The sequence below is a fragment of the Burkholderia guangdongensis genome (assembly GCF_013403875.1).
Taxonomy (GTDB): domain Bacteria; phylum Pseudomonadota; class Gammaproteobacteria; order Burkholderiales; family Burkholderiaceae; genus Burkholderia; species Burkholderia guangdongensis.
The window spans coordinates 96476-120913 of record NZ_JACBNX010000019.1 but is presented as its reverse complement, the minus strand read 5'-3'; the positions used below and the strand labels follow the sequence as shown (position 1 = coordinate 120913).

Genomic DNA, 24438 nt, shown 5'->3' with positions numbered 1-24438 from the left:
CGCAGCAGCGTCGACTTCCCGCAGCCCGAACTGCCCAGCAGCGCGAACAGCTCGTTCTTCATGATCGTCAGGTTCACGTTGTCCACGGCCGTGCTGTCGCCGAATTTCTTGACCACGTTTTCGATGCGGACGAACGCGTCCGTCTTGTTGCCGGAAGGGGCCGCTGATCGGCCCGGCGTGGCGTGATGGATTGAAGGCGCCGAATTCATGATTTAACCGTTTGTGTTCGAATCCCAGGCGGGCATGCCTGTCGAGAAAGCGCGGGAAGCGCTGCGATACGTCGCGGACCGCGTGCGTGTCGTGCGCGCGGTCGCGCAACCACTAGATTGCCTCGTATTTCATTTGACTTTCATCCCTTCTTTATGTCTCCAGGCGCTTTTTTAACCTTTCCAAAAAGAAGTTGGATCTCAAATTTCGGTTTCTGACATTGAACGGGATCGATACATCGTCGGCGACGGATGGGTCGATCAGACAGGGTCGGTCGCCATTTTGGTCGGCGATACATCGATGCGACCGTCGCGACGCGCGCCGATGCATTCATCGATCCGGAGGCCGATTAGAATGATCGCGCTTCGCGCCGGCCGTGACGCCAGGTCGATCATTATCCCATCGCGCTTCTGCGCAACGCCCATTCATGCGGAAACTGCCCCCACTCAGCGCGCTCCGGGCCTTCGAGGCGGCCGCGCGCCATCGCCACTTCGGCCGCGCGGCCGACGAGCTGTGCGTCACGCACAGCGCGATCAGCCATCAGGTGCGCGCGCTCGAAGAAACATTGAAGGTGCCGTTGTTCGAGAAGCAGGGCCGCCAGGTGCAGCTCACCGACGCGGGCCTGCGTCTGCTGCATTCGGTCCGCCAGGCGCTCGACATGATGGCCGAGGCGTGCAGCGACGCCGCGCATCCGGGCATGCGCGGCTCGCTGAAGATCTCCGCGCCGGCCGAGCTCGCGCATCGCTTCTTCCCGCGCGTGATCGGCGAGTTCTCGCAGCGCTACCCGGGCCTCACCGTGCATCTGCTCGTGCACGACAGCGATTCGAACGAGATCAATCCGGCCGCGGACCTGACGATCCTCTACTCGATGGGCGATAGCGACTGGACCCGCTACCGGGTCGTGCCGTTCCGCGCGATCGAGTTCTTTCCGGTCTGCCATCCGAGCCTCGTCGAAGAGCCGAACGGCCTGCAGAGCCCCGCCGATCTCGTGCGCTACTGCCTGCTGCACGACGATCAGGACGGCAAGACCTGGGCAACGTGGCTCGGCATCCATGCGGCCGCGCTGCCCGCGCCCGCGCGCAATCTGCACTTCGCGCATTCGGGCATCGCGATCGAGGCGGCGCTGCAGAAGTCCGGCGTCTGCCTCTCGGACGTGCTGACCGCCGGCGACGAGCTGAAGAGCGGCCGGCTGATCCGCCCGTTCCCGATGTCGGTGCCGTCGCCCGGCCACTACTACCTCGTCGCCGAGCGCCGCAAGCGTCACGAACATCGGCTCGCGGCGTTCATGCAGTTCGCCGGGCTCGCCCCTTACATCTGTGAATTCGATTCACCGATCGACGAGAATTGATCAATGGTTCGTCAATAAAACTCAACCTACGATGTGGCCATGCGTGCCGGTGAATTGCCGGCACATCCCCTGATCGATGGAGCGATTGCATGGCCCGTACCCTGACGACCCTTCCCCGCCACGACAGTTTCCGCTGCCCCGGCGAATTCGAGCCGAAGGCCGGCTGCTGGCTCGGCTGGCCCGAGCGACCCGACGTCTGGCGCAACGGCGGCAAGCCCGCGCAGAAGGTGTGGGTCGACATCGCGACCGCGATCGCCGAGAGCGATCCCGTCACGATCTGCGCGTCGTCGAGCCAGTACGCGAATGCGCGCGCGATGCTGCCCTCGCACATCCGCGTGCTCGAAATGACGGTCAACGATTCTTGGTTCCGCGACAGCGGCCCCGCGTGGCTGCTGAACGATCACGGCGCCGTGCGCGGCGTCGACTTTCAATTCAACGCGTACGGCGGCCTGAACGGCGGCATCTACTTCCCGTGGGACAAGGACGACCAGATTGCGCAAAAGATCCTCGAAGCCGAGCGCACCGACCGCTATCGCACGCCGTTCATCGCGGAGATGGGCGGAATCCAGTGCGACGGCGAAGGCACCGTGCTGACGACCGAGCAATGCCTGCTCAACGCGAACCGCAACGGCCATCTCGGCAAGGAAGCGCTCACGCAGCTGCTGCTCGACTATCTCGGCGCGACGAAGGTGATCTGGTTGCCGCGCGGCTGCAAATTCGACGAGACCGACGGCCACATCGACGATCTCGCGTGCTTCTCGCGCCCCGGCGAAGTCGTGCTGCAGTGGACCGACGACGCGTCCGACCCGCAGTACGAGATCTATCAGGAAGCCTACGAAATTCTCCGCGCCACCACCGACGCGAAGGGCCGCAAGCTGACGATCCACAAGATGCAGGCGCCGGCGCCGCTCGTGTGGACCGCGGAGGAAGCCGCCGGCCTCGACCACGGCGACGCCGCGATGGCGCGTGTCGCGGGCACGCAGATCTGCGCGTCGTACATCAACTACTACGTCGGCAACAGCGTCGTGGTCGTGCCGGAGTTCGGGGATCCGAACGATCTGCCCGCGCAGCGCCTGCTCGCGGAACTGTTCCCGAAACACAAGATCATCGGCATTCCGAACACGCGGGAAATCCTGCTCGGCGGCGGCAACATCGCGTGCATCACGTCGCCGCAATACGCCGCGCAGATGCGTTGATGTACTGACATCATCCGGAGCGAATCATGCAAAACACGCTACGCACGACCCTGATCTGCTGCCTGCTCGGTGCGGGCTGCGTCGCCGCGAACGCCGGCGAAGTTCTCAACGTCTACAACTGGTCCGACTATATCGGCGACGATACGATCGCCCGCTTCGAAGCGGCAACCGGCATCAAGGTCAAGTACGACAACTACGACAGCAACGACACGCTGCAGACGAAGCTGCTCGCGGGCAGCACCGGCTACGACGTCGTCGTGCCGTCCGCGAACTTCATGGCCAGGCAGATCCAGGCCGGCATCTTCCAGAAGCTCGACAAGTCGAAGCTGCCGAACCTCGCGAATCTCGACCCGGCGATCATGGCGATGGTGCAGAGCACCGATCCGGGCACGCAGTACGGCATTCCGTGGGCATGGGTGACGATCGGCCTCGGCGTGAACGTCGACAAGGTGAAGGCGGCACTCGGCAACGACGCGCCGCTCGACGACTGGAGCCTGCTGCTCGATCCGAAGAACGCGGCGAAGCTGAAGAGCTGCGGCGTGTCGGTGCTCGACGAGCCGACCGACGTGCTGCCCGAGGTGCTGCACTATCTGCACAAGGATCCCGCGAGCAAGAACCCCGCCGACTATCAGGCCGCGTTCGACGTGCTGAAGCAGATCCGCCCGTACATCGCGCAGTTCAACTCGTCCGGCTACATCAACGATCTCGCGAACGGCGACATCTGCATCGCGCTCGGCTACTCCGGCGACGTGAACATCGCGAAGCATCGCACGCTCGACGCGCACAAGTCGTACAAGATCGACTACGTGATTCCGAAGAGCGGCGCGCCGGTCGGCTTCGACATCATGGGGATTCCGAAGGATGCGCCGGACCCGGCCGCCGCGCTCGCGTGGATCAACTTCATCGAGAATCCGGAGATCAACGCGGGAATCACGAACAAGGTCTACTACCCGACCGCGAACCTCGCCGCGCGCCAATACGTGAAGCCGGAACTCAGGAACGATCCGACGATCTATCCGCCGGCATCGGTAATGAAGACGCTGTTCCCGCTGCAACCGATGCCCGCCGACATCCTGCGGCTCGAGCACCGGCTGTGGAGCCAGCTGAAGTCGGGAATCTGACCGCGCTGCGGGGCGCGCCCCCGCGCCCCCGCGCCCTCACGCCTGCCTACCCGTTACCCCCTGACCGCCGACGCCGCCCGGATCGCCTCGAGCTGCCGGAACCGGTCGGCCGCGCGGTCGCCGAGCGCGTCGAGCAACCGCGACAGCAGGTATTCGACCTGCGCGACCGCCGGCACCATCGTGTCGAACGCCGACGGATTGCCGACGTCGCTGATGAAGATGTGCTGCGCATATTCGGTCGCCGGCGACAGCCAGCGATCGGTGAACAGGACGATCGTCGCGCCGTTCGCGGCCCAGTCGCGGCCGAGCACGATCGTGTCGTCCTGATAGCGGCGGAAGTCGAACAGCACGACGACGTCGCGGCTCTGGATGTCGAGCGTCGCATCGAGGCTGCTCTCCCGATCCTGCGGCAGCAGCACGGCGTTCGGCCGCATTTGCCGCAGATGCGCGTGCGCATAGCCGGCGAGAAAATGGCTGAAGCGCCCGCCGCGCAGATAGATCCGCCGCCGCTTGTCGGCCAGGATCTCGACGACCGCGTCGATCCCCGGCATGTCGGCCACCGCCACGTCGACCTGCCCGGCCACCACGTGCCCGAACGAACGCTCCTGCTTCGCGGGCGCGCTCTCGAGCAGCGACAGCGGCGACGTGACCATCGACTGCAGTTCGGCGATCAGCGCCCGCTGAAAATCCGCATAGCCGCTGAAGCCGAGCTTCATCGCGAACCGCACGACCGTCGCCGCGCTGACGCCCGCCTTCTCCGCCACATCCTGCACGGTGCTGAGCGCCATCGTCGGATTGCCGCCGATCAACAGCCGCGCGAGCTTGCGCTCGCTCGCCGTAAACGTCGCCTGGGCTTGCTGCATCAACTGACGCAGGGAAGTGTCCGCCGTCATCTTCGCGTTCTCGGGAATGAATATTTTGTTTCAGATTGACAGTAAATTTGCTGCATGCAATCATCGATTCATGCCAATGCAGCATACCCGATGCACGGTCTCGATGCGAGCGGTCCGGCACTGGCTTCCTGTTTCGTGCAGCGATTGTAAACGTCGAGAAACCATGACTGATCAAAGAGGCAACATCCCCGGGCTCGTGCATTTCGTCTGTCAGGACTACGTCGGCATCACGCGCGGCCGCGGGATGGCGCGCGAGCGGCTCGCGTCGCAGCTGTCGAAGGGCGTCGGCTGGGTGCCGGCGAACATCGGCCTGAACCCGTTCGGCGAGATCACCGACAACCCGTGGGGGCCCGTCGGCGATCTGCTGCTGATGCCCGACCGCGACGCCGAGGTGTTCGTCAGCGGCGCGGACGGCACCAGCCCGCTGCATTACTTCCTGTCCGACATCGTCACGCTCGACGGCGCGCCGTGGGAAGCCTGCCCGCGCCATTACCTGAAACAGCAGATCGCCGCGCTCGACCGGCTGGGCCTGCGGGTGGTCGCGTCGTTCGAGCACGAGTTCATGGTGACCGACATCGAGAACCCGCCGCCGCCGTTCTCGCTCGCGGCCGCGCGCAGCGAGGAGCGGCTCTGCACCGACATCCACGAAGCGCTCGACGAGGCCGGCATCGAGCCCGAGATGTGTCTGGCCGAATACGCGCCGCGCCAGTTCGAAGTCACGTGCCGTCCGGCCGACGCGCTGCGCGCGGCGGATCGCGCGGTGTCGGTGCGGGAGGTCGTGCGCGAGATCTGCCGCCGGCATGGCCGGCAGGTGTCGTTCTCGCCGAAGCTCGCGAACAACGCCGGCACGAACGGCGTGCACATCCATCTGTCGCTGTGGAGCGCCGACGGCCAGCCGCTCACGTACGACTCGCGCCGGCCCGGCGGATTGTCCGAGCTCGCGAGCCAGTTCACGGCCGGCATCCACGCGCATCTGCCGGCGCTGACCGCGCTGACCGCGCCCGGCGTCGTGTCGTATCAGCGGCTGCGTCCGCATAGCTGGACCGCCGCGTATGCGTGCGTCGGCGACCGCAATCGCGAGGCGTCGCTGCGCATCGCGCCGATCAATGCGACGAACGGCGCGGATCCCGCGCGTCAGGCGAACATCGAATATCGGCCCGCCGATGCGCTCGCGTCGCCGTATCTCGCGCTCGGCGCGCTGCTCGCGGCCGGGATCGACGGGCTGCGCACGCGCCGCACGCTGCCCGCGCTCGTCAACGTCGAGCCGGGCACGATCCCCGAAGCCGAATACGAAAGGTACGGGATGAGCGTGCTGCCTGGCGATCTCGCCGCGGCGATGGCCGCGTTCGGCCGCGACGACGTGCTGCGCGCGACGCTCGATCCGCGGCTCATCGGCTGCTACGAACGCATCAAGGAAAGCGAGCTCCACGCGATGGCCGACAAGGACGATCAGGCGATCTGCCGCGACTACGCGCGCATCTATTGACGCGGCGGCTTCGCGCTCCACGCTTCGGTTTCAACCCCGGCCGTTCGATGCCGCCACGCATCGAACGACCTCGTTTTTTTGTCACGCGATGAACCTACACAACCACGTCATCGAAGGCCTGCCGCCCGGCACGCAGCGTCAGGTCACGAGCCTGAGCTTCGGCACGCGCACGGCGGGCGGCCCGAAGGCCTATATCCAGGCCGGCCTGCATGCATCGGAGATTCCGGGGCTGCTCGTCGCGCATTACCTGCGCGACGCGCTGCGGGATCTCGAGCACGGCGGGCATCTGCTCGGCGAAGTCGTGCTCGTGCCGGTCTGCAATCCGATCGGTCTCGACCAGACCCTGCTCAGCTATGCGGTCGGCCGGTTCGATCTGGCATCGGGCGAGAACTTCAACCGGTCGTTCCCGATGCTCGCCGAGACGGTCGCCGCCGCGCTCGCGGATACGCTGACCGACGATGCCGCCGCGAACGTGCGCGCCGCGCGCGCGGCGCTCGTGCAATGCATCGCGAAACTCAACGCGAAACGCCCGGTGCACGCGCTGCGCAAGATCCTGCTCGGGCTCGCGTGCGATGCCGATCTCGTGATCGATCTGCACTGCGATTGCGAATCGGTGCTGCACGTGTTCACGCAACCGGATACGGTCGCCGACGTGATGCCGCTGTCCGCTCTGCTCGGCGCGCACGCGACGATTCATGCCGAAGCACAGCCGACCCACGCGTTCGACGAGGTTGCGTACGGCTTCTGGAGCGCGCTTCAGAAGCACTTCCCCGCGCATCCGCTGCCGTCGCCCGTCGTGTCGACGACGGTCGAGCTGCGCGGCCAGCTCGATGTGAATCACGATCAGGCGAAGGCCGACGCGCGGGCGATCGTCGACTATCTGCGGCTGCGCGGCTTCGTCGACGGCGCGGAGCGCGTCCGCGTGCCGGACCTGACGCACGAAGCGACCGCGCTCGACGCGACCGAAGTGATCCACGCGGATCGCCCGGGCGTGATCGTCTACCTCGCGGAAGTCGGCCAGCGGCTCGCGGCCGGGGAGCCCGTCGTCGACGTCGTCGACGCGGTCAACGGCGAGGTGAAGCGCCATTGCGCATCGACCGCCGGCGTGCTGTTCGCGCGGCAGAACCGCCGCTTCGCGTGGCCGGGGATGGACCTCGCGTATATCGCCGGCAGCGTGCCGATCCGCACCGGCAATCTCTGGTCGCTATAAAGACTAGACCGGCGACGCGCCCGTCAGCTCCGCGACGAGCGCGTCGGTCGTCGACAGCCGGCAGTACCCGCCGAACGCCGACAGCGCATGATCGTGGCGCGCCTGCGTATGCGTCGCGCACGCGTCGCTCGCGCACACCATGAAGTAGCCGCGATCCGCGCCATCGCGCACCGCCATGTCGACGCACTGGTCGGTCAGCATCCCGACGACGATCACGCCGTCGATCCCGATGTTGCGCAGCACGTAGTCGAGCGTCGTCGAGTTGAACACGCCGGACGACGTCTTCGGCAACACGATGTCGTCGTCGCCGGGCGCGACCGCGTCGATCACCTTCGCCTCCCACGAACCTTTCTTCACGAGAATCCCGGACAGCTTGTGATCGAGCGAGCGGTCGCGGCCGTCCTTCGTCAGGCTCTCGATCGTCGTGTAGATCACTTCCGCGCCCGACGCGCGGCACGCGGCGATCAGCCGCGCGATGTTCGGCAGCACCGTGTCGGTCACCTGCCGATGGTAGTCGGGATGCTCGGCGCGCACGTCATCGGCGATCTCCGAGTTCTGCACGTCGACGACGAGCAGCGCGGTGCGCGCGGGCTCGAGCTTGCTCGTGCGGGTCAGGCCGTCCGCGACGACGGGAACGATACGCTTCATCGATTTCTTCCTTTTGACTCACTTTGTACTGACTGTTGACTCACGCGGGACGCGCGGCAGCGCGTGCGCGTCGCCGAGATCCCAGAAGAGGCCCGCCATCATCCGCAATCCTTCGCGCGCGACCGGCCCCAGCAGATGTTCGTCCGGCGCGTGCTGACGGCAGCCGGGATACGAGTGCGGCACCCACAGGGTCGGCAGACCCAGCAGATCCGAAAAAATGTCGTTCGGCACCGCGCCGCCGATGTTCGGCAGCAGCACCGGCGCGGCGCCGAGCGTGCGCGCGATCGACCGCGACGCCCAGTCGACCCACGGGCTCCCGCTGTCGAGCCGCGTCGCGGCCATCCGCAGCGTGACGGCGACGTCGACGCATTCGAAGCCGTGCCGGTCGAGATGCGCGCGCAGCGCCTCCTCGACGTGATCGCTGTCGGTGCCGACCACGTAGCAGAGCTGGCACGACGCCGACGCGCGGCCCGGAATCGCGCTGACCGGCTTCGCCGGATTGCCCGTTTCGAACGCGAGCACTTCGAGCGTGTTCCAGCCGAACACGCGCTCGGCCGGCGTGAGGCCGGGCTCGCCGTAGTCGGCATCGACATCCGGATCGTCCGGCCCGCCGCCGACGCCGACGTCGGCCAGCGCGCGCCGCACCGCGTCCGGCAGCGACAGCGGCCGCAGCGCGGCGACCTTGATCCGGCCGCGGCCGTCGACGAGGCTCGCGATCGCGTTCGCGAGCACCACGCCCGGGTTGCGCAGCGCGCCGCCCCAGTGCCCGGAATGATGCGCGGAGTCGCGCAGGTTCACGTGCAGATCGAACGACACGACGCCGCGCGAGCCGAGAAAGACGGTCGGCTGGCCGGCCGTCACGCGCGGGCCGTCCGACGCGACGAACACGTCGGCCGCGAGCTCGTCGCGCAGCGCCGCGCACACTTCGCGCAACCCCGGCGAGCCCATCTCCTCGCCCATCTCGAAGATCATCTTCGTGTTGAAGCCGAGCCGGCCGCCGCGTGCGTCGAGCACCGCGCGCAGCGCCGCGAGATTGATCGTGTGCTGCCCCTTGTTGTCGGCCGTGCCGCGCCCGTACCAGCGCTCGCCGTCGACGCTCACCCGCCACGGATCGCGCCCGTCGCGCCAGCGCCCGTCCTGGCCGCGCACGACGTCGCCGTGGCCGTACGTCAGCACGGTCGGCAGGTCGTCGCCCTCGTGCCGGTGCGCAACGAGAAACGGGCCGCGCTTGGCGACCGGATTGTCGACGACGCGCGCGTCGAAGCCGAGCGCGCGCAGCGACGGCGCGACTTCGTGCGCCAGATACGCGGCGAGCGCGTCGCCGCTGCCGGCCTCCTCGCTTTCGGTGCGGTACGCGACGCGGCGATTCAGTTCGGCGAGAAACGCGCCCGAGTCGAAGTAGTCGGCAACGCGCTCGAGCGCGTGGTTTCTATTCACCTGTTGCTCCGAGAGACCCCGCCATTGATGGCGGGGAGGAAAGGAGCGCCGTCGACAGCCGGCATTCCGACGTTAGAATGACCGGCATGATCCTTGTCTATCGCTACCGGGTGAAGTCGCTCAACGGCTTGCTGAACAAGCAAAGCCGGGCGGTGAACTACGTCTGGAATTTCTGCAACGACACGCAGAAGCACGCGCTCAAGTGGAACAAGAAGTGGCCGACGGGTTTCGACCTGAACGTGCTGACCACTGGCAGCAGCAAGGTACTGGGTATCCACTCCGGCACGGTCAACGCAACGTGCGAGCAATACGCGAAATCGCGCAGCCAGCGCCGGCGCCCTTCTCTGCGCTATCGCGGCAGGAAATCGCTTGGCTGGGTGCCGCTGAAGGGCCGCGACCTGAAGCGCGAGGGCGACGCGTTCCGCTTCGCCGGCCACACCTTTCGCGTGTTCAGCAGCCGGCCGCTTCCCGAAGGCAAAATCAAGGACGGCACCAATTTCGCGCGGGATGCGCGCGGCCACTGGTTTCTGAACATCGTGATCGAGATGCCCGATGTTCAGGCGCGCCCGATCCGCTCCGGTGTCGGCATCGACCTCGGCCTGAAAGACTTCGCCACACTTTCGACCGGCGAGAAATTGCCCAACGACCGGTTCGGCCGGCGCGCGGCCGAGAAGTTGGCGAAAGCGCAACGGGCACGAAAGCACAAACGGCACATCGCCAAACTGCACGCCCGGGTGGCGAATGCCCGCGCCGATTTCCAGCACAAGCTCGCGCTCGAACTGGTGCGGCGCTTCGATTACATCGCGGTCGGCAACGTGTCGGCATCGAAACTGGCCAGGACCAGGCTGGCGAAAAGCGTCTACGACGCATCCTGGTCGTCCTTCCGCAACAAGCTCCGCTACAAAGCGATCGCGCACGGGGCCACGTTCGAGGAAGTGAACGAAAGCGGTTCTACCCAGTCCTGTTCGGCGTGCGGGTCGAAAGCCAGCACGACGCGGCCGAAAGGTATCGCGGGGCTGCGAATAAGAGAGTGGGCCTGCAGTGGCTGCGGTGTCGTGCATGATCGTGATACCAACGCTGCGGTGAACATTCTCCGATGCGGACGTGCATCGCCGGTTGTGGGAATCCACCGTCTTTAGGCGGCGGAGGACGTCAAGTTTTCTCCAGCGGCGCCTCGCCGCGCGGCATTCAGAAGATCGGCGCGAGCGCGACCGCGTAGACGACGAGCGACACGATGAACGCGATCGTCGTATAGGCCATCACCGGCTGGATCCGGATGCCGGCGATCGCGACGACCGGCACGACCCAGAACGGCTGCAGCAGCACGGACACGTTCTCCGCGAGCGCGACGCCCATCGACGTGCGTGCGATGTCCGCGTGCAGCGACAGCGCGGCCGGGATCACGAACGGCCCCTGCACCGCCCAGTGGCCGCCGGAACTCGGGATCAGCAGCGTGATCACGAGCGAGCTCAGGTAACTCCACAGCGGCAGCGTCGCCGACGTCGCGACGAGCAGGAAGCCACTCGAGATCACCGACGCGAGCCCGGTGCCGCTCATGATCCCCATGATGCCGCCGTACAGCGGGAACTGCAGCAGCATCGCGCCGGTTTGCCCCGCCGCGCGGCGGATCGACTCGACGTACGCGATCGGCGTGCGCTGCAGCGCCAGGCCGATCAGCATGAACACGAGGATCATCGTGTTGATCCCGAGGCTGAAGCCCTTCGTCGACCACAGGATGCCGAGATACGCGGCGCCGAAGCCGACGAGGATCGCGGTGCCGAGCACCGACCGGTCGAGCCGGCCCGCGAACGACGACGCGTTCCCGGCGGGTTCGCGCGGCGCGGTGTCGGTGGAAGCGGCGGCAGTGTCGGCGCCCCGCTCGGCCGTCTGCGGGAAGCAGACCATCTTGTCCGCCTTCGGATGGATCGCGATGAAGATCGCGGTAACGATCACGGTCACGAGAATCGTCGGCACGTAGACGAACGGCGCGAAGATCGTCTGGCTCAGCGGCAAGAGCTGGCCGGTGGCTTTTTCGACGAGGTTCAGCGCGTTGCCGTGCGACGCCTGCGACAGCGCGATCGAGCTCGACAGTCCGCTGTTCGTGACGATCGCGCAGCCCGAGTAGCACGCGGCGACGAGCCACGCGAAATCGACGCGCGTGCGCTTCGCGATCGCGCGCGCGAGCAGCGCGCCGCCGACGAGGCCGACGCCCCAGTTGAACCACGACGCGATCGCGACGACCGGCACGACGAGCAGCGCCGCGCGTGTCGGCGTGTGCGCGGCGGCCGCGAGCGCGCGCAGCCCGCGCTGCGCGAGCGGCGAATCGGAGATCGCGTAGCCGGTCGCGAAGATCAGGATCATCTGCAGCGCGAAGCCGACGATGTTGAACGTGCCGTCGAACCACGACGTCAGGATCGTCTGCGCGCTGCCGTGCGGCGCGAAGCAGAACGCGGCGGCGCCGACGAGCAGCGTGAGCCAGATCGCGAGCGTGAATGGATCGGGCATCACGTTTTCGAACACGTAGACGAGGCCGCTCACGACGCTGCGCCACGACCTGCCGGTCGGCGCGGGCAGGGAGAACTCTTGCTTCTGGCTCATGAATGAAATCCCGATCGAGGTTCGCGCGGCACGCCGGATCGACCGGCCGCGGCGCTCGAACCGAACGCCGCGCGCCGACGACACGCACCGGGCGCCCCGTCATGGGCGCGACTGAATATTTTCATTCACAAAAAATACTGTCAAGTTGGAATATTCCGTACATTTGCAGGTCGACCGGCGGCGCAAGCGGACGGCGGGACGCAAAACCCCGCAAAAGCCGGAAAGACCGCGCTCGCGCTACGCGGCGGGCAGGTCGCGCGCGTCGGCGGTCGGCGTCGAGCCGAACGCGTCGGAGAGCGCGTAATCGATCAGCTTCCGCGCGGCCGCGTCGGGCGTCGTCAGCGCGCCGCTCGTCTTCAGCTGCTCGAAGCGCTCGATCGACGGGAAGCGCTCGCGGCTGCTCGCGCGGATCGTCGCCTGCATGTCGGTGTTGACGACGCCGGGCGCGACGCTGCAGATCCGCAGCGCGCGATTCGCGTCGAGCGCGACCGCGCGCGCGTGATGGTCGAGCGCGGCCTTCGTCGCGCAGTAGACGCTCCAGCCCGCGTACGCGCCGCGCGCCGCGCCGCTCGACACGTGCACGATCCGGCACTCTGCCGCGTCCGGCACGGCCTGCGCGAGCGCGCTCGCGAGCATCAGCGGCGTCGCGACGTTGACCGCGACCGCGCGCGCGACCGCCGCCGGCGCCTGCGTCGCGAGTGGGCCGATCGGGTCGACGGTGCCCGCGTTGTTGAACAGTAGCACGCACGACGCGCCGTCGACGAAGCGGCGCAGCGCGTCGCCGGCGAGCCACGCTTCGACGCGCGGCGGATCCGACAGATCGAGCGACGCTTCGGAGAAGCGGTTCGCGTATTCGTTGCCGAGCGAAGGATGCGCGCCGCGCGACAAGCCGAGCACGGCGACGTCCCGTTGCAGCAGTTGCGCGGCGATCGCCGCGCCGAGACCGCGTGTGTGGCCCGTGACGATCGCGCGGATGGCGGCTGGGGGGATGGACATGACTGTTTCTCCAGGGCGGGCGGAAGTCGTCGAGTCTAGCGGAATGGGGGAAACGCCGGGGTCGAGGCGCTCCGCCCGTCAATGGTGATCGCTCATCGAACGCCTTCGCTTGCCTTCGACGGGTTGTCCCATTGGCACCTGCCGAATTCGAATTTGTCTGTTTTTATCGGTGCGACGCCGCTAAGATATGACGAATAACGAAAGCGAGCGCTGCCCCGCTCGAAAGAACCCGAGAGACAAAGGATTCGAACCATGGCACCCCGACAACGTCCGCTCCATAAGACTTTTCGGCTTCGCAGCAATCAACGCATGCGAATCATCTGGAAAACATATGTGCGCGCTGCTCGCGACTGGGCCGACAACCCCGTCGCTTTCGTCGTGGACAGTTATCTCGCTCTCGTATTTACCGCGATCTGCGTGGCGCTGATGTGCCTGCGGACATTGGATTTCTGGGCAAGCGCATATGACATTTTGTTTTCCGGTGCAGCGGCCTTGCTGTGTTGCGCACTTTGCCTGCTGCAAATCAAATCCGTCAAGAACATAGCAACCAATCCCGCGGCTGGCTTGTTTCTGGTCGGGACGACAGCATTTTTTTATCAGGATTCCCACGACGTAGCCGTCTATGGGCTCAATGAATATTTCCCGTTCGCCGTATCGCAACTGAGCGAGGCAATCAATACCGGAACACTCTACATACTGGCGATCACCATCGCCAGACTGTCGTACTCGGCAATATTTATTTTTGTCGTGGCAATGACATTATTCAACACCCGAAAGCAGATCAAACTCAATTCAATGAACGGCTGGGTTATTCCAGTCGCCAGTCTGGGCGCCATTCTTTCATTGCTTATCTTGAGTTCGGCCGGCGATTTCGTCGCCAACAGTTTCGGCCTTGAACTGTTTCTCGTCCGTCAGGCATACGCGCTGGATTTCACGTCCAGTTATCGTTGCGACGGCGTGCCCCGCGACGATCGCGTATTGCTGTCGAAGATGTCGGATACCGTCGGATACGCGTTGCACCTGACCTTTCCCGACAGGCCGCTCCTCCGGATCAGGAAAACGGACAAGGACGCCGCGAACTCGATTCCGAACGCCGGCAACTACCGTGTCGTCACATGCAACACCTCGATGCCGAAAGGCTGAACCGGAACTGGAGAACGGACATGAACGACATCATCGAAGCCGTATCGCTTCAACGACAGGAGCCGATGATCCTGGCGCGTAAATCGTGGGTCGCGTATGCCGGCCGGGTACTCATCGCGGTCTGGATGCTTGTCGTCATCCCCCGCGCGCTTTGGGGAAAATCACCCGTCGCCGCGATCATCGTCGCGCTCGTGGTGATCGGCGGGATCGTCTACACGATAGCGCTGGAACGCAGCTACGTGCTGTACATGGACGACAGCGGCGTTTGGCTCGCGCGCGGCATTCTGCCGTGGAGCAAGGGCGTGACCGGCGTCAAATGGAGAGATCTGGACGGCGCGCTCTACATCACCGGATTCGTCAGCTGGGCGACGAATTCGTACACGGTGCATCTCGCGCACCGCTTCACGAAGTCGAGCGAGATTCACATCTCGCACATGCACGCAGGCAACCAGGCGGTCGAAGCGATCAACGGAGCGCATGCGGAGATGATTCGCCGGGCGGGCTGAGATTGTGTGAGGCGGCGCCATCGATACGGTGCCCGGTGCCCCGCCGGCACCGCCGCTACGCGATCGCGACGTCCGCCAGCCGGTCGAGACCCGCGCACCCGAGCTGCGCGAGCCCGTTGTCGATTTCGTCCCGAAGGATCTGCAGCGCACGCAACGCGCCGCGCTCGCCGGCCGCCGCGACGCCATACAGCGTCGCCCGCCCGAGCAGCACGCCCTGCGCGCCGAGACGCCGCGCCTTGATCGCGTCCATCCCGCGCCGCACACCGGAATCGAGCAGAATCTCCGCGCGATCGCCGACCGCGTCGGCGACGGCCGGCAGCGCCGCGATGCTCGGAATCGCGCCGTCGAGCTGCCGGCCGCCGTGGTTCGTCACGACGATCGAATCCGCGCCGCAACGCACCGCGTGCATCGCATCGTCGGCGTCGAGAATGCCCTTCACGATCAGCGTGCCGTCCCAGCGTTCGCGCAGCCATTCGACGTCGCGCCACGTGAGCGCGGTGTCCATCTGCCGCTCGATCCAGTCGGCCGCGTCGAGCGCGGTCGCGCGCTGGCCGATGAAGCCGTCGAGATTCTCGAAGCGCGGCAGCCCCGGCGCATACACGTTCGCGAGCCAGCGCCAGCACGTTGCCGCGTTCAGCATGCTGCGCCAGTTCGGCCGCTTGAATCCGCGGTAATTGCGCGCCTCCCAGTTGCGATTGCCGTACACGACCGCGTCGGTCGTCAGCACGATCGACGAGAACCCGGCGTCCCGCGCGCGTTGCAGCAGCTCGAGCGTGCACTGGCGGTCGCGGAACAGGTAGAGCTGCAGCCAGCGGGGCGAATCCGGCCAGTCGCGCGTGGCCGCCGCGATGCGCTCGATGCTCGCGCTCGCGAGCGTCGCGACGCAGAACGGCACGCCGCTTCGGGCCGCCGCCCTCGCGAGCGCGATATCGGCATCGCGCCACAGCATCCCGTTGAAGCCGGTCGGGCCGACCGCGATCGGCGCCGACGCGTCGCCGCCCCTGAACCGCGTCGCGATCGTTCGCGCCGATACGTCGCGCAGCGTGCGCGGCACCAGCCCGATCGACTCGAACGCCGCGCGATTCGCGCGTACGCTGAGCTCGTCCTCGGCGCCGCATTCGAGGTATTCGAGCGCGAAGTGCGGCAGGCGCCGGCGCGCCATCGCCTGAAGATCGGCGATCGCGACCGCGCGGGACGGGTCACGGCCGCTATATAGCTTGCGTTGCATGATGGTTCAAAAGATACGTGATCAGGTTCTTACATCGCATCGATGTGCTGGTGAATCCGCTCCAGCAGAATCTCGAAGTCCGGCTGACCTTGGTGGTACAACGCGGCTGTCTTGCGGTACTCGTCGGCAAAGCGCTCGCGCTGATCGGCGTCCGGCAGGATGAATGCCGGATTGCGAGCGATGACTTGCTCGTCACCGGTGCGAAACCGCCGCGCCTTGCGCTCCGGATAGGCAGGCTCGCGCATGAAGGTTTGGACCTCATCCAATGCCAGCAGGCAATACACGTCATAGTAATGGCGCAGGAAGTTGGCCGGAAACGCCTCGGCCTCGGCCAGTCTCCGGTACTTGGTGGAGATGGTCTGCAGCTTCTCGACATGCGTATGTCGATGTCCTCGGAGAAGCGATGGATGATGCCAAAACCTTTCGACAGCGATGTTCCGCCCTTCAACTCGAACTGGAAGCCCTGAGCCTGCAAGCCCCAGAGGCATTGCATGATCCAGTAGTCCTTCTCGACCAACATGGGCTCGAGGCCGCGCTCGTCGGCCACCACCGCCAGAAGTTGGTCAAAGTCCTTGCGCTCGTGCAGGAAATCAGCCACCCGCCCACTCCCGCAGGCGTTTGCGTGTGGCCACATTGCCGTAGCTGTCAGCCGCGCGCTGCAGGCGGGCGGAATCGAAGGATGACAGCTTGCTGCGCGCCAGGCGCAGCACCGCATCGCGATCCTCGGCCAGTTCGTCCAGGTTGTTCAGCAGATCCACAAACAAGAATTCGGGCGTCAGCTTCTTTGGAAAGCGCGGTTTCATGCGGAAATCGAACTGACGGTTTCCGAGCTTGAAGACGCCGTGGCGCTTGCGGTTGTAGACGAAGGTTCGGTTGTACAACTGCGTGGTGCCCAGGCCCACGGCGTTGTACGCCGACGGAGAGAACACCAGGAAATCCTTGTCGCGCAGGAATCCGGCCACCACCCGATCGTCGGCAGGCGGCAACGGCCCGAAGCTGGACTGCTTGGGCGCATGGTAAAGCCCCTGCGCGAGCTTTCTCAGCTTGCCGCTGGCCACCAACGCTTGCAGGTGACGGTCCACCGCCGTGGACAGCCGCGCCAGGTCTTCACGCCGGTATACGCGGCCAGGGCGCAGTTCTCCCGCGAGGTGAGCGGCCCCACCTCGCAAGGCCCCTGAAGAAGGTTGCGCTGCAGTTTGCATGATGGATTTTTCACTGAAATTTCATGCATTCTAGCACCGATCGCTTCCCATGCGCGTGAGCGACGCCGCGCCGCCACGCCACGGCGCCGGAGGCGTTACCCATGCAAAAACATCATGCGCGCCATGAGAACTAATCGATTGTTCGCGCGCGCAACCGACGACGACAATGGCCGCCAGCACGAGCCTCCGCGCGACGCGGCGCGGGCTCGCCACCACCCTCAGGAGCTCGACGACCGATGAACGCCCCGGCCCTCCCCCCTTGCCTCGACCAGGCACTCACCGCGCCCAGCGCCGCCCCGACCTGCGGCGAGGCGCTCGTCGCGCTGCTCGAACGCTACGGCGTCGAATACGTGTTCGGCATTCCTGGCGTGCATACGGTCGAGCTGTATCGCGGGCTGGCCGCGTCGTCGCTGCGCCACGTGACGCCGCGCCACGAACAGGGCGCGGGCTTCATGGCCGACGGCTACGCGCGCGTGACCGGCAAGCCCGGCGTCTGCTTCATCATCACCGGGCCCGGGATGACGAACATCGCGACCGCGATGGCGCAGGCGTATGCGGATTCGATCCCGATGCTCGTGATCTCGAGCGTGAACGCACGCCGCGAGCTCGGCAGCGGCGCCGGACGCCTGCACGAGCTGCCGTCGCAGCGCGACGTCTTCGCGGGCCTCACCGCGTTCTCGCACACGCTGCTCGACGCCGCCGACCTGCCGCAGGTGCTCGCGCGCGCGTTCGCGGTGTTCGACGGCGCGCGCCCGCGCCCGGTCCACATCGAGATTCCGCTCGACGTGATCGTCGCGCCGGCGGATGGCATCGCAAATGCGCCGATCGTGCCGATCGAACGGCCGTCGCCGGGCGTGGCCGCCGTCACCGCGGCCGCGGGCCGGCTCGCGGCCGCGAAGCGCCCGCTGATCCTCGCGGGCGGCGGCGCCGCGCAGGCGGCCGCCGAGCTGCGCGCGCTCGCCGAGCGGCTGCATGCGCCGGTCACGCTGACGATCAACGCGAAGGGGCTGCTGCCGGCCGGCCATCCGCTGCTCGTCGGCTCCACGCAGTCGCTGCCCGAAACGCGCGCGCTGGTGCGCGACGCGGACGTCGTGCTCGCGGTCGGCACCGAGCTCGGCGAGACCGACTATGACGTCGTGTTCGACGGCGGCTTCGCGATCGACGGCGCGCTGCTGCGCATCGACATCGACGCGCAGCAGGCGATGCGCAACTTCCCGCCGGACGTCGCGCTGATCGGCGATTCGCAACAGGCGCTCGCGAGCGTGCTCGCACAGCTCGACGCGTACGCGCTGCCACCGCGCGACGCGAGCTGGGGTGGCACGCGCGTCGCGGCGGTGCGCGACGCGATCGCGGCCGGCCGCGATGCGACGACGCGCGCGCAGCAGCGGCTGATCGACACGATCGTCGAGTCGCTGCCCGGCGTGATCGTCGCCGGCGATTCGACGAGCCCGGTCTACGTCGGCAACTTCACGCACGACGCACCCGCGCCGCGCGCGTGGTTCAACTCGTCGACCGGCTACGGCACGCTCGGCTACGGATTGCCCGCCGCGATCGGCGCGAAGCTCGCCGCGCCCGCGCGCCCGGTCGTCTGCCTGATCGGCGACGGCGGCCTGCAGTTCACGCTGCCCGAGCTCGCGAGCGCGGTCGAAGCGCGCGTGCCGGTGATCGTGCTCGTGTGGAACAACTTCGGCTACGGCGAGATCCGCAAGTACATGACCGCGCGCGACATCGTGCCGGTCGGCGTCGATCCTTATACGCCGGACTTCATCACGCTCGCGCGCGGATTCGGCTGCGCGGCGCGAACGGCCGCCAACGCGAACGAACTCGCGCTCGCGCTGCGCGACGCCGCGACGCGCGCGATTCCGACCGTGATCGAGATTCGCGAAGCCGACTGGTTCGCGCAATCGCCGGCCTGAATCGTTCGTCATCCGATATTTCCGGCCGGCGGCGATGCCGGCCGGCGGCGATGCCGGCCGGCTGCGGTTCGCACCGGCGCGGCGCATGACTTCAGGTCATGGCGCGCATGACGAGATTTCGTTTGTTGCGGGAATTTGACGTCCCTACAGTTCATTCACCCCACGTGCTGCGGCATTCACGCAATGCACGCAATTCACGATCGAGTAGGGTGAGGGGTTACCCCCTCAGCCCTCTCACACCACCGTACGTGCGGTTCCGCATACGGCGGTTCAGTTCATGCTCTGGAGGCGATCCACCGTCCGGCGGATCGAGATCAGTCCCCGTGCATCGAAGTAGGCGTTGGGTAACGCCTGCTTCAGATGGGCCTGTCAGTAATTTCGTGTTCAAGGCATATCATCCTCTCAAGGAGAATGTATGCCCCGCAAACCGAAAGCCAAGCCTGCAGAGCTGCCGGCGATTCCGGCCGAACTGCTTGAACAGTTCGGCAACGGTCCGATGACGGCCGAAGCCATCAATGCCGCGACGCTGGCGCTCAAGAAGGCGCTGATCGAGCGAGCGCTGGGCGGCGAGATGAACCACCATCTCGGCTATCCACCCGGTGCCGCCAAGCCGGTCAATGCCACGAATCAGCGTAACGGTAAAGGCGCCAAGACGGTCCTGACCGAAGACGGTCCGATCCGCATCGAGGTGCCTCGCGACCGCGACGGCAGCTTCGAGCCACTGCTGATCCCCAAACACGAACGACGCTTCACGGGCTTCGACGACAAGATCGTTGCCATGTATGCCCGGGGCATGACCGTGCGCGAGATCCAGGGCTTCCTGCTGGAGCAATACGCTACCGAGGTCTCGCCCGACTTCATCAGTTCCGTCACCGACGAGGTGATGGCCGAAGTCACCGCCTGGCAGGCCAGGCCGCTCGAACCGATGTATCCGGTGGTGTTCTTCGACGCGCTTCGGGTCAAGATCCGCGAGGACGCCGTGGTACGTAACAAGGCGGTCTATCTGGCGCTGGGCGTTCTGCCCGATGGGACCCGCGATATTCTGGGGCTGTGGATCGAGAACACCGAGGGCGCCAAGTTCTGGATGAAGGTATTCAACGATCTCAAGACGCGTGGCGTTCACGATGTTCTGATTGCCGTGACTGATGGCCTCAAGGGTATGCCGGAGGCGCTGGCGGCCGTGTTCCCGGCCACCACGCTGCAGACCTGCATCGTCCACCTGATCCGAAATAGCCTCGATTACGCGAGCTGGAAAGACCGGCGAGGGCTGGCTGCGGCAATCAAACCAATCTACACCGCGCCGAGCGCGGAAGCAGCTCAGGCCGAATTGGACGCGTTTGCCGAAGGCGCTTGGGGCCAGAAATTCCCGACGGTCAGCGCATCGTGGCGCAACGCCTGGGATCGCGTGATTCCGTTCTTCGCGTTTCCACCGGGTGTTCGGAAGGTTATATACACGACGAATGCCATTGAGAACATCAACTCGCAGTTGCGCAAGATCATCAAGACCCGGGGACACTTCCCGACTGACGACGCAGCGACTAAGTTGATCTGGCTGGCACTGCGCAATATCACGGCCGACTGGAGTCGTGCTGCGCATGATTGGAAGGCAGCGATGAACCAGTTCGCTATCCTCTATCAGGATCGATTCGTTCGCCCGTCCGTGTGATTATTCAACCCGCCTTGAACACGGAAATCCTGACACCCCCATGCTATCCGCCGATTCGCTCCTTCATGACTCGCGTCCTCGATGTCGACAGTCGTCACGTAGTCGCAGTCGTGGTGTATGGGAGCGACGACCGACCACATTTCACCGGGCCGGCTTTCATGCGCGTTGGATCAGAGTCGGTGAACGCGTCTCCCGAACAGCTCGACGAGCTGATCGCCAGCCGCAACGATAAGGCACGTGCGATTTTGCGCATGCGCGGCAGCACGGTCACCCTCGAAGCCAGAGGTAGACGACTCAACGATCCTCGCCCACTCGGAGACCCGCGATACCGCGCTCAGAGTGATGGCAATGTGGATGCTTGCGACGCTCATCGCGTCCTACTTACGGTCCACGCCAAGGGGCTACCAGGGTGGTCGACGGCCGAACCCCTTGCGGGGATCGAAATTAGTCACGACATGCAACGCAACCGCCCTATGTTGATCCTCACCGCGTAGCAATTCGATTAGGAATCGATTATGGGCGAAACCGGCTCCAAGGGGACAACCGAGCCTGGCAATCTTGAGGATGTGCTGAGGCGCGTTCGAGCACAGACGCCGGTTGAACTGCATGCGGTTCGGTCGAAAATGATCGGTGCCTATACAGCCTTCTCGTTGCTGCGGCTCTCATTGCGTCGATCACGAACTCCGCAGCGATTGGAGGGGGGGAGTTGGTGATCTGCCTGCTCTCACTTTCACTCCCTGCGCTCGTCGGACATCTTCTTCTTGACCGCACGGTTACTGTGATCCAGCAGCGCAAGACGAGCGCATACCGCGGCGCGGCGCTCGGTATAGGGATGATTCCGAGCATCATCGCTTTTACGATCCTCATCGGCCACGTTTCCGTCATCGGCGCGGTGCTGTTCGTCCTCGGGTGCGTGTTCTGGTTTTTCGTCGTTGACGTCGTGACTGCGGCCGGTGCCCGAGATAAAGAGTCGATAATCTAACAGGCAGAAAGTATTGCGCTATACGTAGCGTAAGGCTACACACTGCGGGAAACGGAGAAAAAAGAATGTCTTCAATACAACTCGGACGAATCGACACGACAATTTCGGATGCGCTCGCGCTTCTTGAGAACGATCTGGTGACGCTTGCTGGCGTGGGGTCGTCCCGATTGAGGTTCGAAGTGAAGATGACGTTGCTCACGACTACCGGCCACGAATATCCGCTTGCCGTTAAGGTGGAGCGCTCCGACGTCGCCGAAGACCGGCCGTACAGCTTCGAAACCAGCCATCACGCTCATACTCCCGACCAGATCTCAGCGTATATCACTTCCGTACCGTACGAAGACTCGGTTCCTTATGCCGTCTACCGTGCGATCGACTCCGTGAAGTCCTATGTGGATCAGGCGATCGAGAGCGGCCATCGCTTCGACACGAAATGGCTCGTGCCGAATCCGAACTACTGACCACGGAAAATACGAGCATGACAATGACCAGTCTCGCGTCAATATTGCCACAGGTCCTCCCTCACGCAATCGCCTGGGCCGAAGAGCAAGAGCGAATTGCACTCGTAACCGGCGCATATTTAGCATCGGACGGCATTGCTGACGCAAGAGCCGTCGGTGTTCTCGCACCCGAGAAGATTCGGGTTGTCATCGCACCGAGCCTCCCATTGCCTACCGAACCGTGGTTGAGGAATGTCGCACTGAACGCTGGGCTGCTCGGGCCAGGATTCACGGGACTTACATTGGGCTACGCGATCTTTATCGTTGACGGCCGTCTTACACGCAGGCTGCTGACTCACGAATTCCGACACGTGCACCAGTACGAGAACGCTGGGTCAATCAAGGATTTTTTTCCGGAGTACCTCCGGCAGATCGCTACCGTCGGATATGACGCGGCACCGTTGGAAATCGATGCCCGCAATCACGAAATCCCGTGAGCAACAGGGAAAACAGGAAGAAATCTGTTTCTCGAAGCAGTTTTCAACTGATCGCACCAACTGGCGGAGTTGCTCTGCATAGCCCGTCGATGTAATCAGCCCACACCTGCATCACGCGGCGACGATCATCGTCGAACGTTGTTCTGTCGTAGGCCTTCTGCACGTCGCCTCGTTTCGCGTGGGCGAGTTGCGCTTCGAGAACATCGATGTCGATGCCAAGCCGCTCCCTGCCAACGGTTCGCAGCATGCCGCGGAATCCATGTGTGGCGTGCTTTCCTTGGAATCCCATGTCGCGTAGAGCCTTGCTTAACGCATCTCGGTGCAAATGCGGCGTCTTCTGACGGGCTGGTGACGGAAACACATAGTGCCCACGGCCCGTGATCGACTGTAATTCGCTAAGCAACGCGACCGCTTGCCTAGGCAACGGCACGATATGGTCGTGACGCATCTTCATCCGGCTGGCCGGGATATGCCACTCACCCGCGTCAAGATCGATTTCGTCCCACGGTGCAGTGGCCACTACTCCGGGACGTAAGCCTGTAAGCATGGTCAGCTTCAGGGCGGCCCTGGTGATCGGCGACTTGTAGGTATTGATGGCCTGTACGAGCGGGACGATTTCGGCAGGCTTCGTGATCGCCGGGATGTGGCCTTTCTCGTGTCGTGGTATGACGCCGCGCAGCGACAAAGGAACGCCGTCCTCCCTCAGGCTATGGTGGATCGCGTAGGTGACGATGCCGCCCACGTATTGGCGCGCCTTCGTTGCGAGGTTGGGTGCATGCGTCGCTATTCCTTCCAATACCGGTTTAACCTCCGATGTCGCGAGCGTCGAGATGGGCTTGTTGCGTAATGGCGGAATCAGGTATTGCCGAACCACGAATTCCGCTTTGCGGTAAGTCTCGTCGGCCCACTCCTTGCGTTTGAAGGCGAGCCAATTCTCGGCAACTAGATGGAAAACGCCTTCGGCAGCACGTTTGCGCGCGGCGGATTCAGCTTTGCGATGCTCGACTGGATCGGTGCCTTCCCGTATCAGGTTGCGAGCGGTGGCGGCCGCTTTTCGGGCGTCGGCGAGGGAAACGTCGGGGTAGGAGCCGAGGCTAAGGAAGTTTTCCTTTCCGGTGCAGGGGCGGCGATAGCGGAGCAACCAGGTCTTGGTGCCATTCGGCCGGACCCTCAACGCGAGCCCATTACCATCGGCAAGAAGGTAGGGGCGTTCTTGTGCTTTGGCGGTACGAAAGGCCAACTCCGACTTCGGTTCGGCTCGTCTGGGCATGGCTGCCCCCTCAAGATCCGGTATACGCAACAGTATACGCAAAAAGGATCGACGTCAGCGGAATGTACGGGATCTGAAGGGAACAAAAAACCCCGTAAGACGTTGATCTTACGGGGTTTCTCGGACTACTTCAGCTTGCATCGGAACAACTAATGGTGCCCAGGAGAGGACTCGAACCTCCACGATGTTGCCACCGCTAGGACCTGAACCTAGTGCGTCTACCAATTCCGCCACCTGGGCACGTCTTGCATCAAGCAAGACCGCAATTATAGCGACTCGATCGCGCGTGTCAACACCTTTGACACACCTTTGCATGACCTCCGTATCAAGAGACCGCATCGCACGCCACCGACACGCTCGCGGCCGCCCACCGTCGTGGCCGGCACGTGCGGATGTTAGAATGATCCGCCGTATCCTGGCCATACCCGGCCATGCCGCTCGACGCCGC

General features: G+C 64.8%; 23 protein-coding genes and 1 tRNA gene. 13 read left to right on the top strand and 11 right to left on the bottom strand.

All coding sequences use genetic code 11. The features are described from left to right. The coding region (locus HZI36_RS19335) for an ATP-binding cassette domain-containing protein (protein WP_179404259.1) at positions 1-209 on the bottom strand (209 nt) is incomplete at its 3' end. Positions 210-634: 425 nt separating this feature from the next. On the opposite strand from HZI36_RS19335, the gene HZI36_RS19330 reads away from it, so the two are divergent. The 3 genes from HZI36_RS19330 (at position 635) to HZI36_RS19320 (ending at position 3872) form a co-directional block, all read left to right on the top strand. After that, positions 635-1555, top strand: a complete 921-nt coding sequence (locus tag HZI36_RS19330) for a LysR substrate-binding domain-containing protein (protein WP_179404258.1) — start codon at positions 635-637, stop codon at positions 1553-1555. Between the two features lie 89 nt (positions 1556-1644). After that, positions 1645-2751, top strand: a complete 1107-nt coding sequence (aguA, locus tag HZI36_RS19325) for an agmatine deiminase (protein WP_179404257.1) — start codon at positions 1645-1647, stop codon at positions 2749-2751. A 26-nt stretch (positions 2752-2777) separates the two neighbouring features. Next, positions 2778-3872: a polyamine ABC transporter substrate-binding protein gene (locus HZI36_RS19320; protein ID WP_179404256.1), complete on the top strand. Its 1095-nt coding sequence runs from the start codon at positions 2778-2780 to the stop codon at positions 3870-3872. 53 nt (positions 3873-3925) lie between these two features. Here the strand turns inward: HZI36_RS19320 and HZI36_RS19315 are convergent, their stop codons facing one another. Then, positions 3926-4765, bottom strand: a complete 840-nt coding sequence (locus HZI36_RS19315) for a MurR/RpiR family transcriptional regulator (RefSeq protein ID WP_179404255.1) — start codon at positions 4763-4765, stop codon at positions 3926-3928. Positions 4766-4928: 163 nt separating this feature from the next. Between HZI36_RS19315 and HZI36_RS19310 the strand changes: the two genes are divergently transcribed. Then, positions 4929-6251 carry a type I glutamate--ammonia ligase gene (locus tag HZI36_RS19310; protein ID WP_179404254.1) on the top strand — a complete coding sequence of 441 codons (1323 nt, stop codon included), beginning with the start codon at positions 4929-4931 and terminating at the stop codon, positions 6249-6251. A gap of 88 nt (positions 6252-6339) precedes the next feature. Then, positions 6340-7461, top strand: coding sequence for a succinylglutamate desuccinylase/aspartoacylase family protein (locus HZI36_RS19305; RefSeq protein WP_179404253.1), 1122 nt, complete (start codon positions 6340-6342; stop codon positions 7459-7461). Positions 7462-7464: 3 nt separating this feature from the next. Here the strand turns inward: HZI36_RS19305 and HZI36_RS19300 are convergent, their stop codons facing one another. Continuing rightward, complete coding sequence (locus HZI36_RS19300) at positions 7465-8109, bottom strand: cysteine hydrolase family protein (RefSeq protein WP_179404252.1); 645 nt, start codon at positions 8107-8109, stop codon at positions 7465-7467. Between the two features lie 18 nt (positions 8110-8127). Continuing rightward, positions 8128-9546 (bottom strand): M20/M25/M40 family metallo-hydrolase, encoded by a 1419-nt coding sequence (locus HZI36_RS19295; protein WP_179404251.1) that lies wholly within the window; start codon positions 9544-9546, stop codon positions 8128-8130. A gap of 86 nt (positions 9547-9632) precedes the next feature. On the opposite strand from HZI36_RS19295, the gene HZI36_RS19290 reads away from it, so the two are divergent. Next, entirely contained in the window at positions 9633-10685 is a 1053-nt protein-coding gene (locus tag HZI36_RS19290; RefSeq protein WP_179404271.1) for an RNA-guided endonuclease InsQ/TnpB family protein, read from the top strand. 49 nt (positions 10686-10734) lie between these two features. Here the strand turns inward: HZI36_RS19290 and HZI36_RS19285 are convergent, their stop codons facing one another. Next, a complete protein-coding gene (locus HZI36_RS19285) occupies positions 10735-12144 on the bottom strand; it encodes a TIGR00366 family protein (protein WP_179404250.1) in 1410 nt (469 codons plus the stop codon). Positions 12145-12381: 237 nt separating this feature from the next. Then, entirely contained in the window at positions 12382-13140 is a 759-nt protein-coding gene (locus HZI36_RS19280; protein WP_179404249.1) for an SDR family oxidoreductase, read from the bottom strand. 309 nt (positions 13141-13449) lie between these two features. On the opposite strand from HZI36_RS19280, the gene HZI36_RS19275 reads away from it, so the two are divergent. Next, positions 13450-14283, top strand: a complete 834-nt coding sequence (locus HZI36_RS19275) for a hypothetical protein (RefSeq protein ID WP_179404248.1) — start codon at positions 13450-13452, stop codon at positions 14281-14283. A 20-nt stretch (positions 14284-14303) separates the two neighbouring features. Beyond that, positions 14304-14789, top strand: a complete 486-nt coding sequence (locus tag HZI36_RS19270; protein ID WP_218884080.1) for a hypothetical protein — start codon at positions 14304-14306, stop codon at positions 14787-14789. A gap of 55 nt (positions 14790-14844) precedes the next feature. Here HZI36_RS19270 and HZI36_RS19265 read toward each other — a convergent pair whose 3' ends face one another. From HZI36_RS19265 to HZI36_RS19255, 3 genes are all read right to left on the bottom strand, one after another. Next, entirely contained in the window at positions 14845-16017 is a 1173-nt protein-coding gene (locus HZI36_RS19265; RefSeq protein ID WP_179404247.1) for an alpha-hydroxy acid oxidase, read from the bottom strand. Then, a complete protein-coding gene (locus HZI36_RS27370; protein ID WP_425485263.1) occupies positions 15998-16510 on the bottom strand; it encodes a nucleotidyl transferase AbiEii/AbiGii toxin family protein in 513 nt (170 codons plus the stop codon). Before HZI36_RS27370 ends, HZI36_RS19265 begins: the two co-directional genes overlap by 20 nt. Positions 16511-16607: 97 nt before the next feature. Beyond that, on the bottom strand, positions 16608-17219 hold the full coding sequence (locus HZI36_RS19255; protein ID WP_246327136.1) for a hypothetical protein: 612 nt from the start codon (positions 17217-17219) through the stop codon (positions 16608-16610). A 236-nt stretch (positions 17220-17455) separates the two neighbouring features. Here HZI36_RS19255 and HZI36_RS19250 point away from each other — a divergent pair, with 236 nt between their 5' ends. The 5 genes from HZI36_RS19250 to HZI36_RS19230 all read left to right on the top strand — a co-directional run bounded on the left by HZI36_RS19250 (position 17456) and on the right by HZI36_RS19230 (position 22720). Next, positions 17456-19135 (top strand): 5-guanidino-2-oxopentanoate decarboxylase, encoded by a 1680-nt coding sequence (locus HZI36_RS19250; RefSeq protein WP_179404246.1) that lies wholly within the window; start codon positions 17456-17458, stop codon positions 19133-19135. Between the two features lie 415 nt (positions 19136-19550). Further along, entirely contained in the window at positions 19551-20801 is a 1251-nt protein-coding gene (locus HZI36_RS19245; protein ID WP_179404245.1) for an IS256 family transposase, read from the top strand. Positions 20802-21507: 706 nt separating this feature from the next. Further along, entirely contained in the window at positions 21508-21783 is a 276-nt protein-coding gene (locus tag HZI36_RS19240) for a hypothetical protein (protein ID WP_179404244.1), read from the top strand. Positions 21784-21848: 65 nt separating this feature from the next. Continuing rightward, positions 21849-22244, top strand: a complete 396-nt coding sequence (locus tag HZI36_RS19235) for a hypothetical protein (protein WP_179404243.1) — start codon at positions 21849-21851, stop codon at positions 22242-22244. A gap of 23 nt (positions 22245-22267) precedes the next feature. After that, complete coding sequence (locus HZI36_RS19230; protein ID WP_179404242.1) at positions 22268-22720, top strand: hypothetical protein; 453 nt, start codon at positions 22268-22270, stop codon at positions 22718-22720. Between the two features lie 43 nt (positions 22721-22763). Here the strand turns inward: HZI36_RS19230 and HZI36_RS19225 are convergent, their stop codons facing one another. Together HZI36_RS19225 and HZI36_RS19220 are read right to left on the bottom strand one after the other, a co-directional pair. After that, positions 22764-23960 carry a tyrosine-type recombinase/integrase gene (locus HZI36_RS19225; protein ID WP_246327135.1) on the bottom strand — a complete coding sequence of 399 codons (1197 nt, stop codon included), beginning with the start codon at positions 23958-23960 and terminating at the stop codon, positions 22764-22766. A 183-nt stretch (positions 23961-24143) separates the two neighbouring features. Continuing rightward, positions 24144-24230: transfer RNA gene (locus tag HZI36_RS19220), tRNA-Leu, on the bottom strand. Positions 24231-24438 lie beyond the last annotated feature (208 nt).

Bases quoted from the DNA above. Each gene is read 5' to 3' on its own strand.
- HZI36_RS19320 (WP_179404256.1), top strand. From the start codon at position 2,778: ATGCAAAACACGCTACGCACGACCCTGATCTGCTGCCTGCTCGGTGCG.
- HZI36_RS19270 (WP_218884080.1), top strand. From the start codon at position 14,304: ATGAACGACATCATCGAAGCCGTATCGCTTCAACGACAGGAGCCGATG.
- HZI36_RS19230 (WP_179404242.1), top strand. From the start codon at position 22,268: ATGACCAGTCTCGCGTCAATATTGCCACAGGTCCTCCCTCACGCAATC.
- HZI36_RS19310 (WP_179404254.1), top strand. From the start codon at position 4,929: ATGACTGATCAAAGAGGCAACATCCCCGGGCTCGTGCATTTCGTCTGT.
- HZI36_RS19250 (WP_179404246.1), top strand. From the start codon at position 17,456: ATGAACGCCCCGGCCCTCCCCCCTTGCCTCGACCAGGCACTCACCGCG.
- HZI36_RS19315 (WP_179404255.1), bottom strand. From the start codon at position 4,765: ATGACGGCGGACACTTCCCTGCGTCAGTTGATGCAGCAAGCCCAGGCG.
- HZI36_RS19245 (WP_179404245.1), top strand. From the start codon at position 19,551: ATGCCCCGCAAACCGAAAGCCAAGCCTGCAGAGCTGCCGGCGATTCCG.
- HZI36_RS19300 (WP_179404252.1), bottom strand. From the start codon at position 8,109: ATGAAGCGTATCGTTCCCGTCGTCGCGGACGGCCTGACCCGCACGAGC.
- HZI36_RS19330 (WP_179404258.1), top strand. From the start codon at position 635: ATGCGGAAACTGCCCCCACTCAGCGCGCTCCGGGCCTTCGAGGCGGCC.
- HZI36_RS19305 (WP_179404253.1), top strand. From the start codon at position 6,340: ATGAACCTACACAACCACGTCATCGAAGGCCTGCCGCCCGGCACGCAG.
- HZI36_RS19255 (WP_246327136.1), bottom strand. From the start codon at position 17,219: ATGCAAACTGCAGCGCAACCTTCTTCAGGGGCCTTGCGAGGTGGGGCC.
- HZI36_RS19290 (WP_179404271.1), top strand. From the start codon at position 9,633: ATGATCCTTGTCTATCGCTACCGGGTGAAGTCGCTCAACGGCTTGCTG.
- HZI36_RS27370 (WP_425485263.1), bottom strand. From the start codon at position 16,510: ATGCAATGCCTCTGGGGCTTGCAGGCTCAGGGCTTCCAGTTCGAGTTG.
- HZI36_RS19280 (WP_179404249.1), bottom strand. From the start codon at position 13,140: ATGTCCATCCCCCCAGCCGCCATCCGCGCGATCGTCACGGGCCACACA.
- HZI36_RS19275 (WP_179404248.1), top strand. From the start codon at position 13,450: ATGCGAATCATCTGGAAAACATATGTGCGCGCTGCTCGCGACTGGGCC.
- HZI36_RS19285 (WP_179404250.1), bottom strand. From the start codon at position 12,144: ATGAGCCAGAAGCAAGAGTTCTCCCTGCCCGCGCCGACCGGCAGGTCG.
- HZI36_RS19235 (WP_179404243.1), top strand. From the start codon at position 21,849: ATGTCTTCAATACAACTCGGACGAATCGACACGACAATTTCGGATGCG.
- aguA (WP_179404257.1), top strand. From the start codon at position 1,645: ATGGCCCGTACCCTGACGACCCTTCCCCGCCACGACAGTTTCCGCTGC.
- HZI36_RS19265 (WP_179404247.1), bottom strand. From the start codon at position 16,017: ATGCAACGCAAGCTATATAGCGGCCGTGACCCGTCCCGCGCGGTCGCG.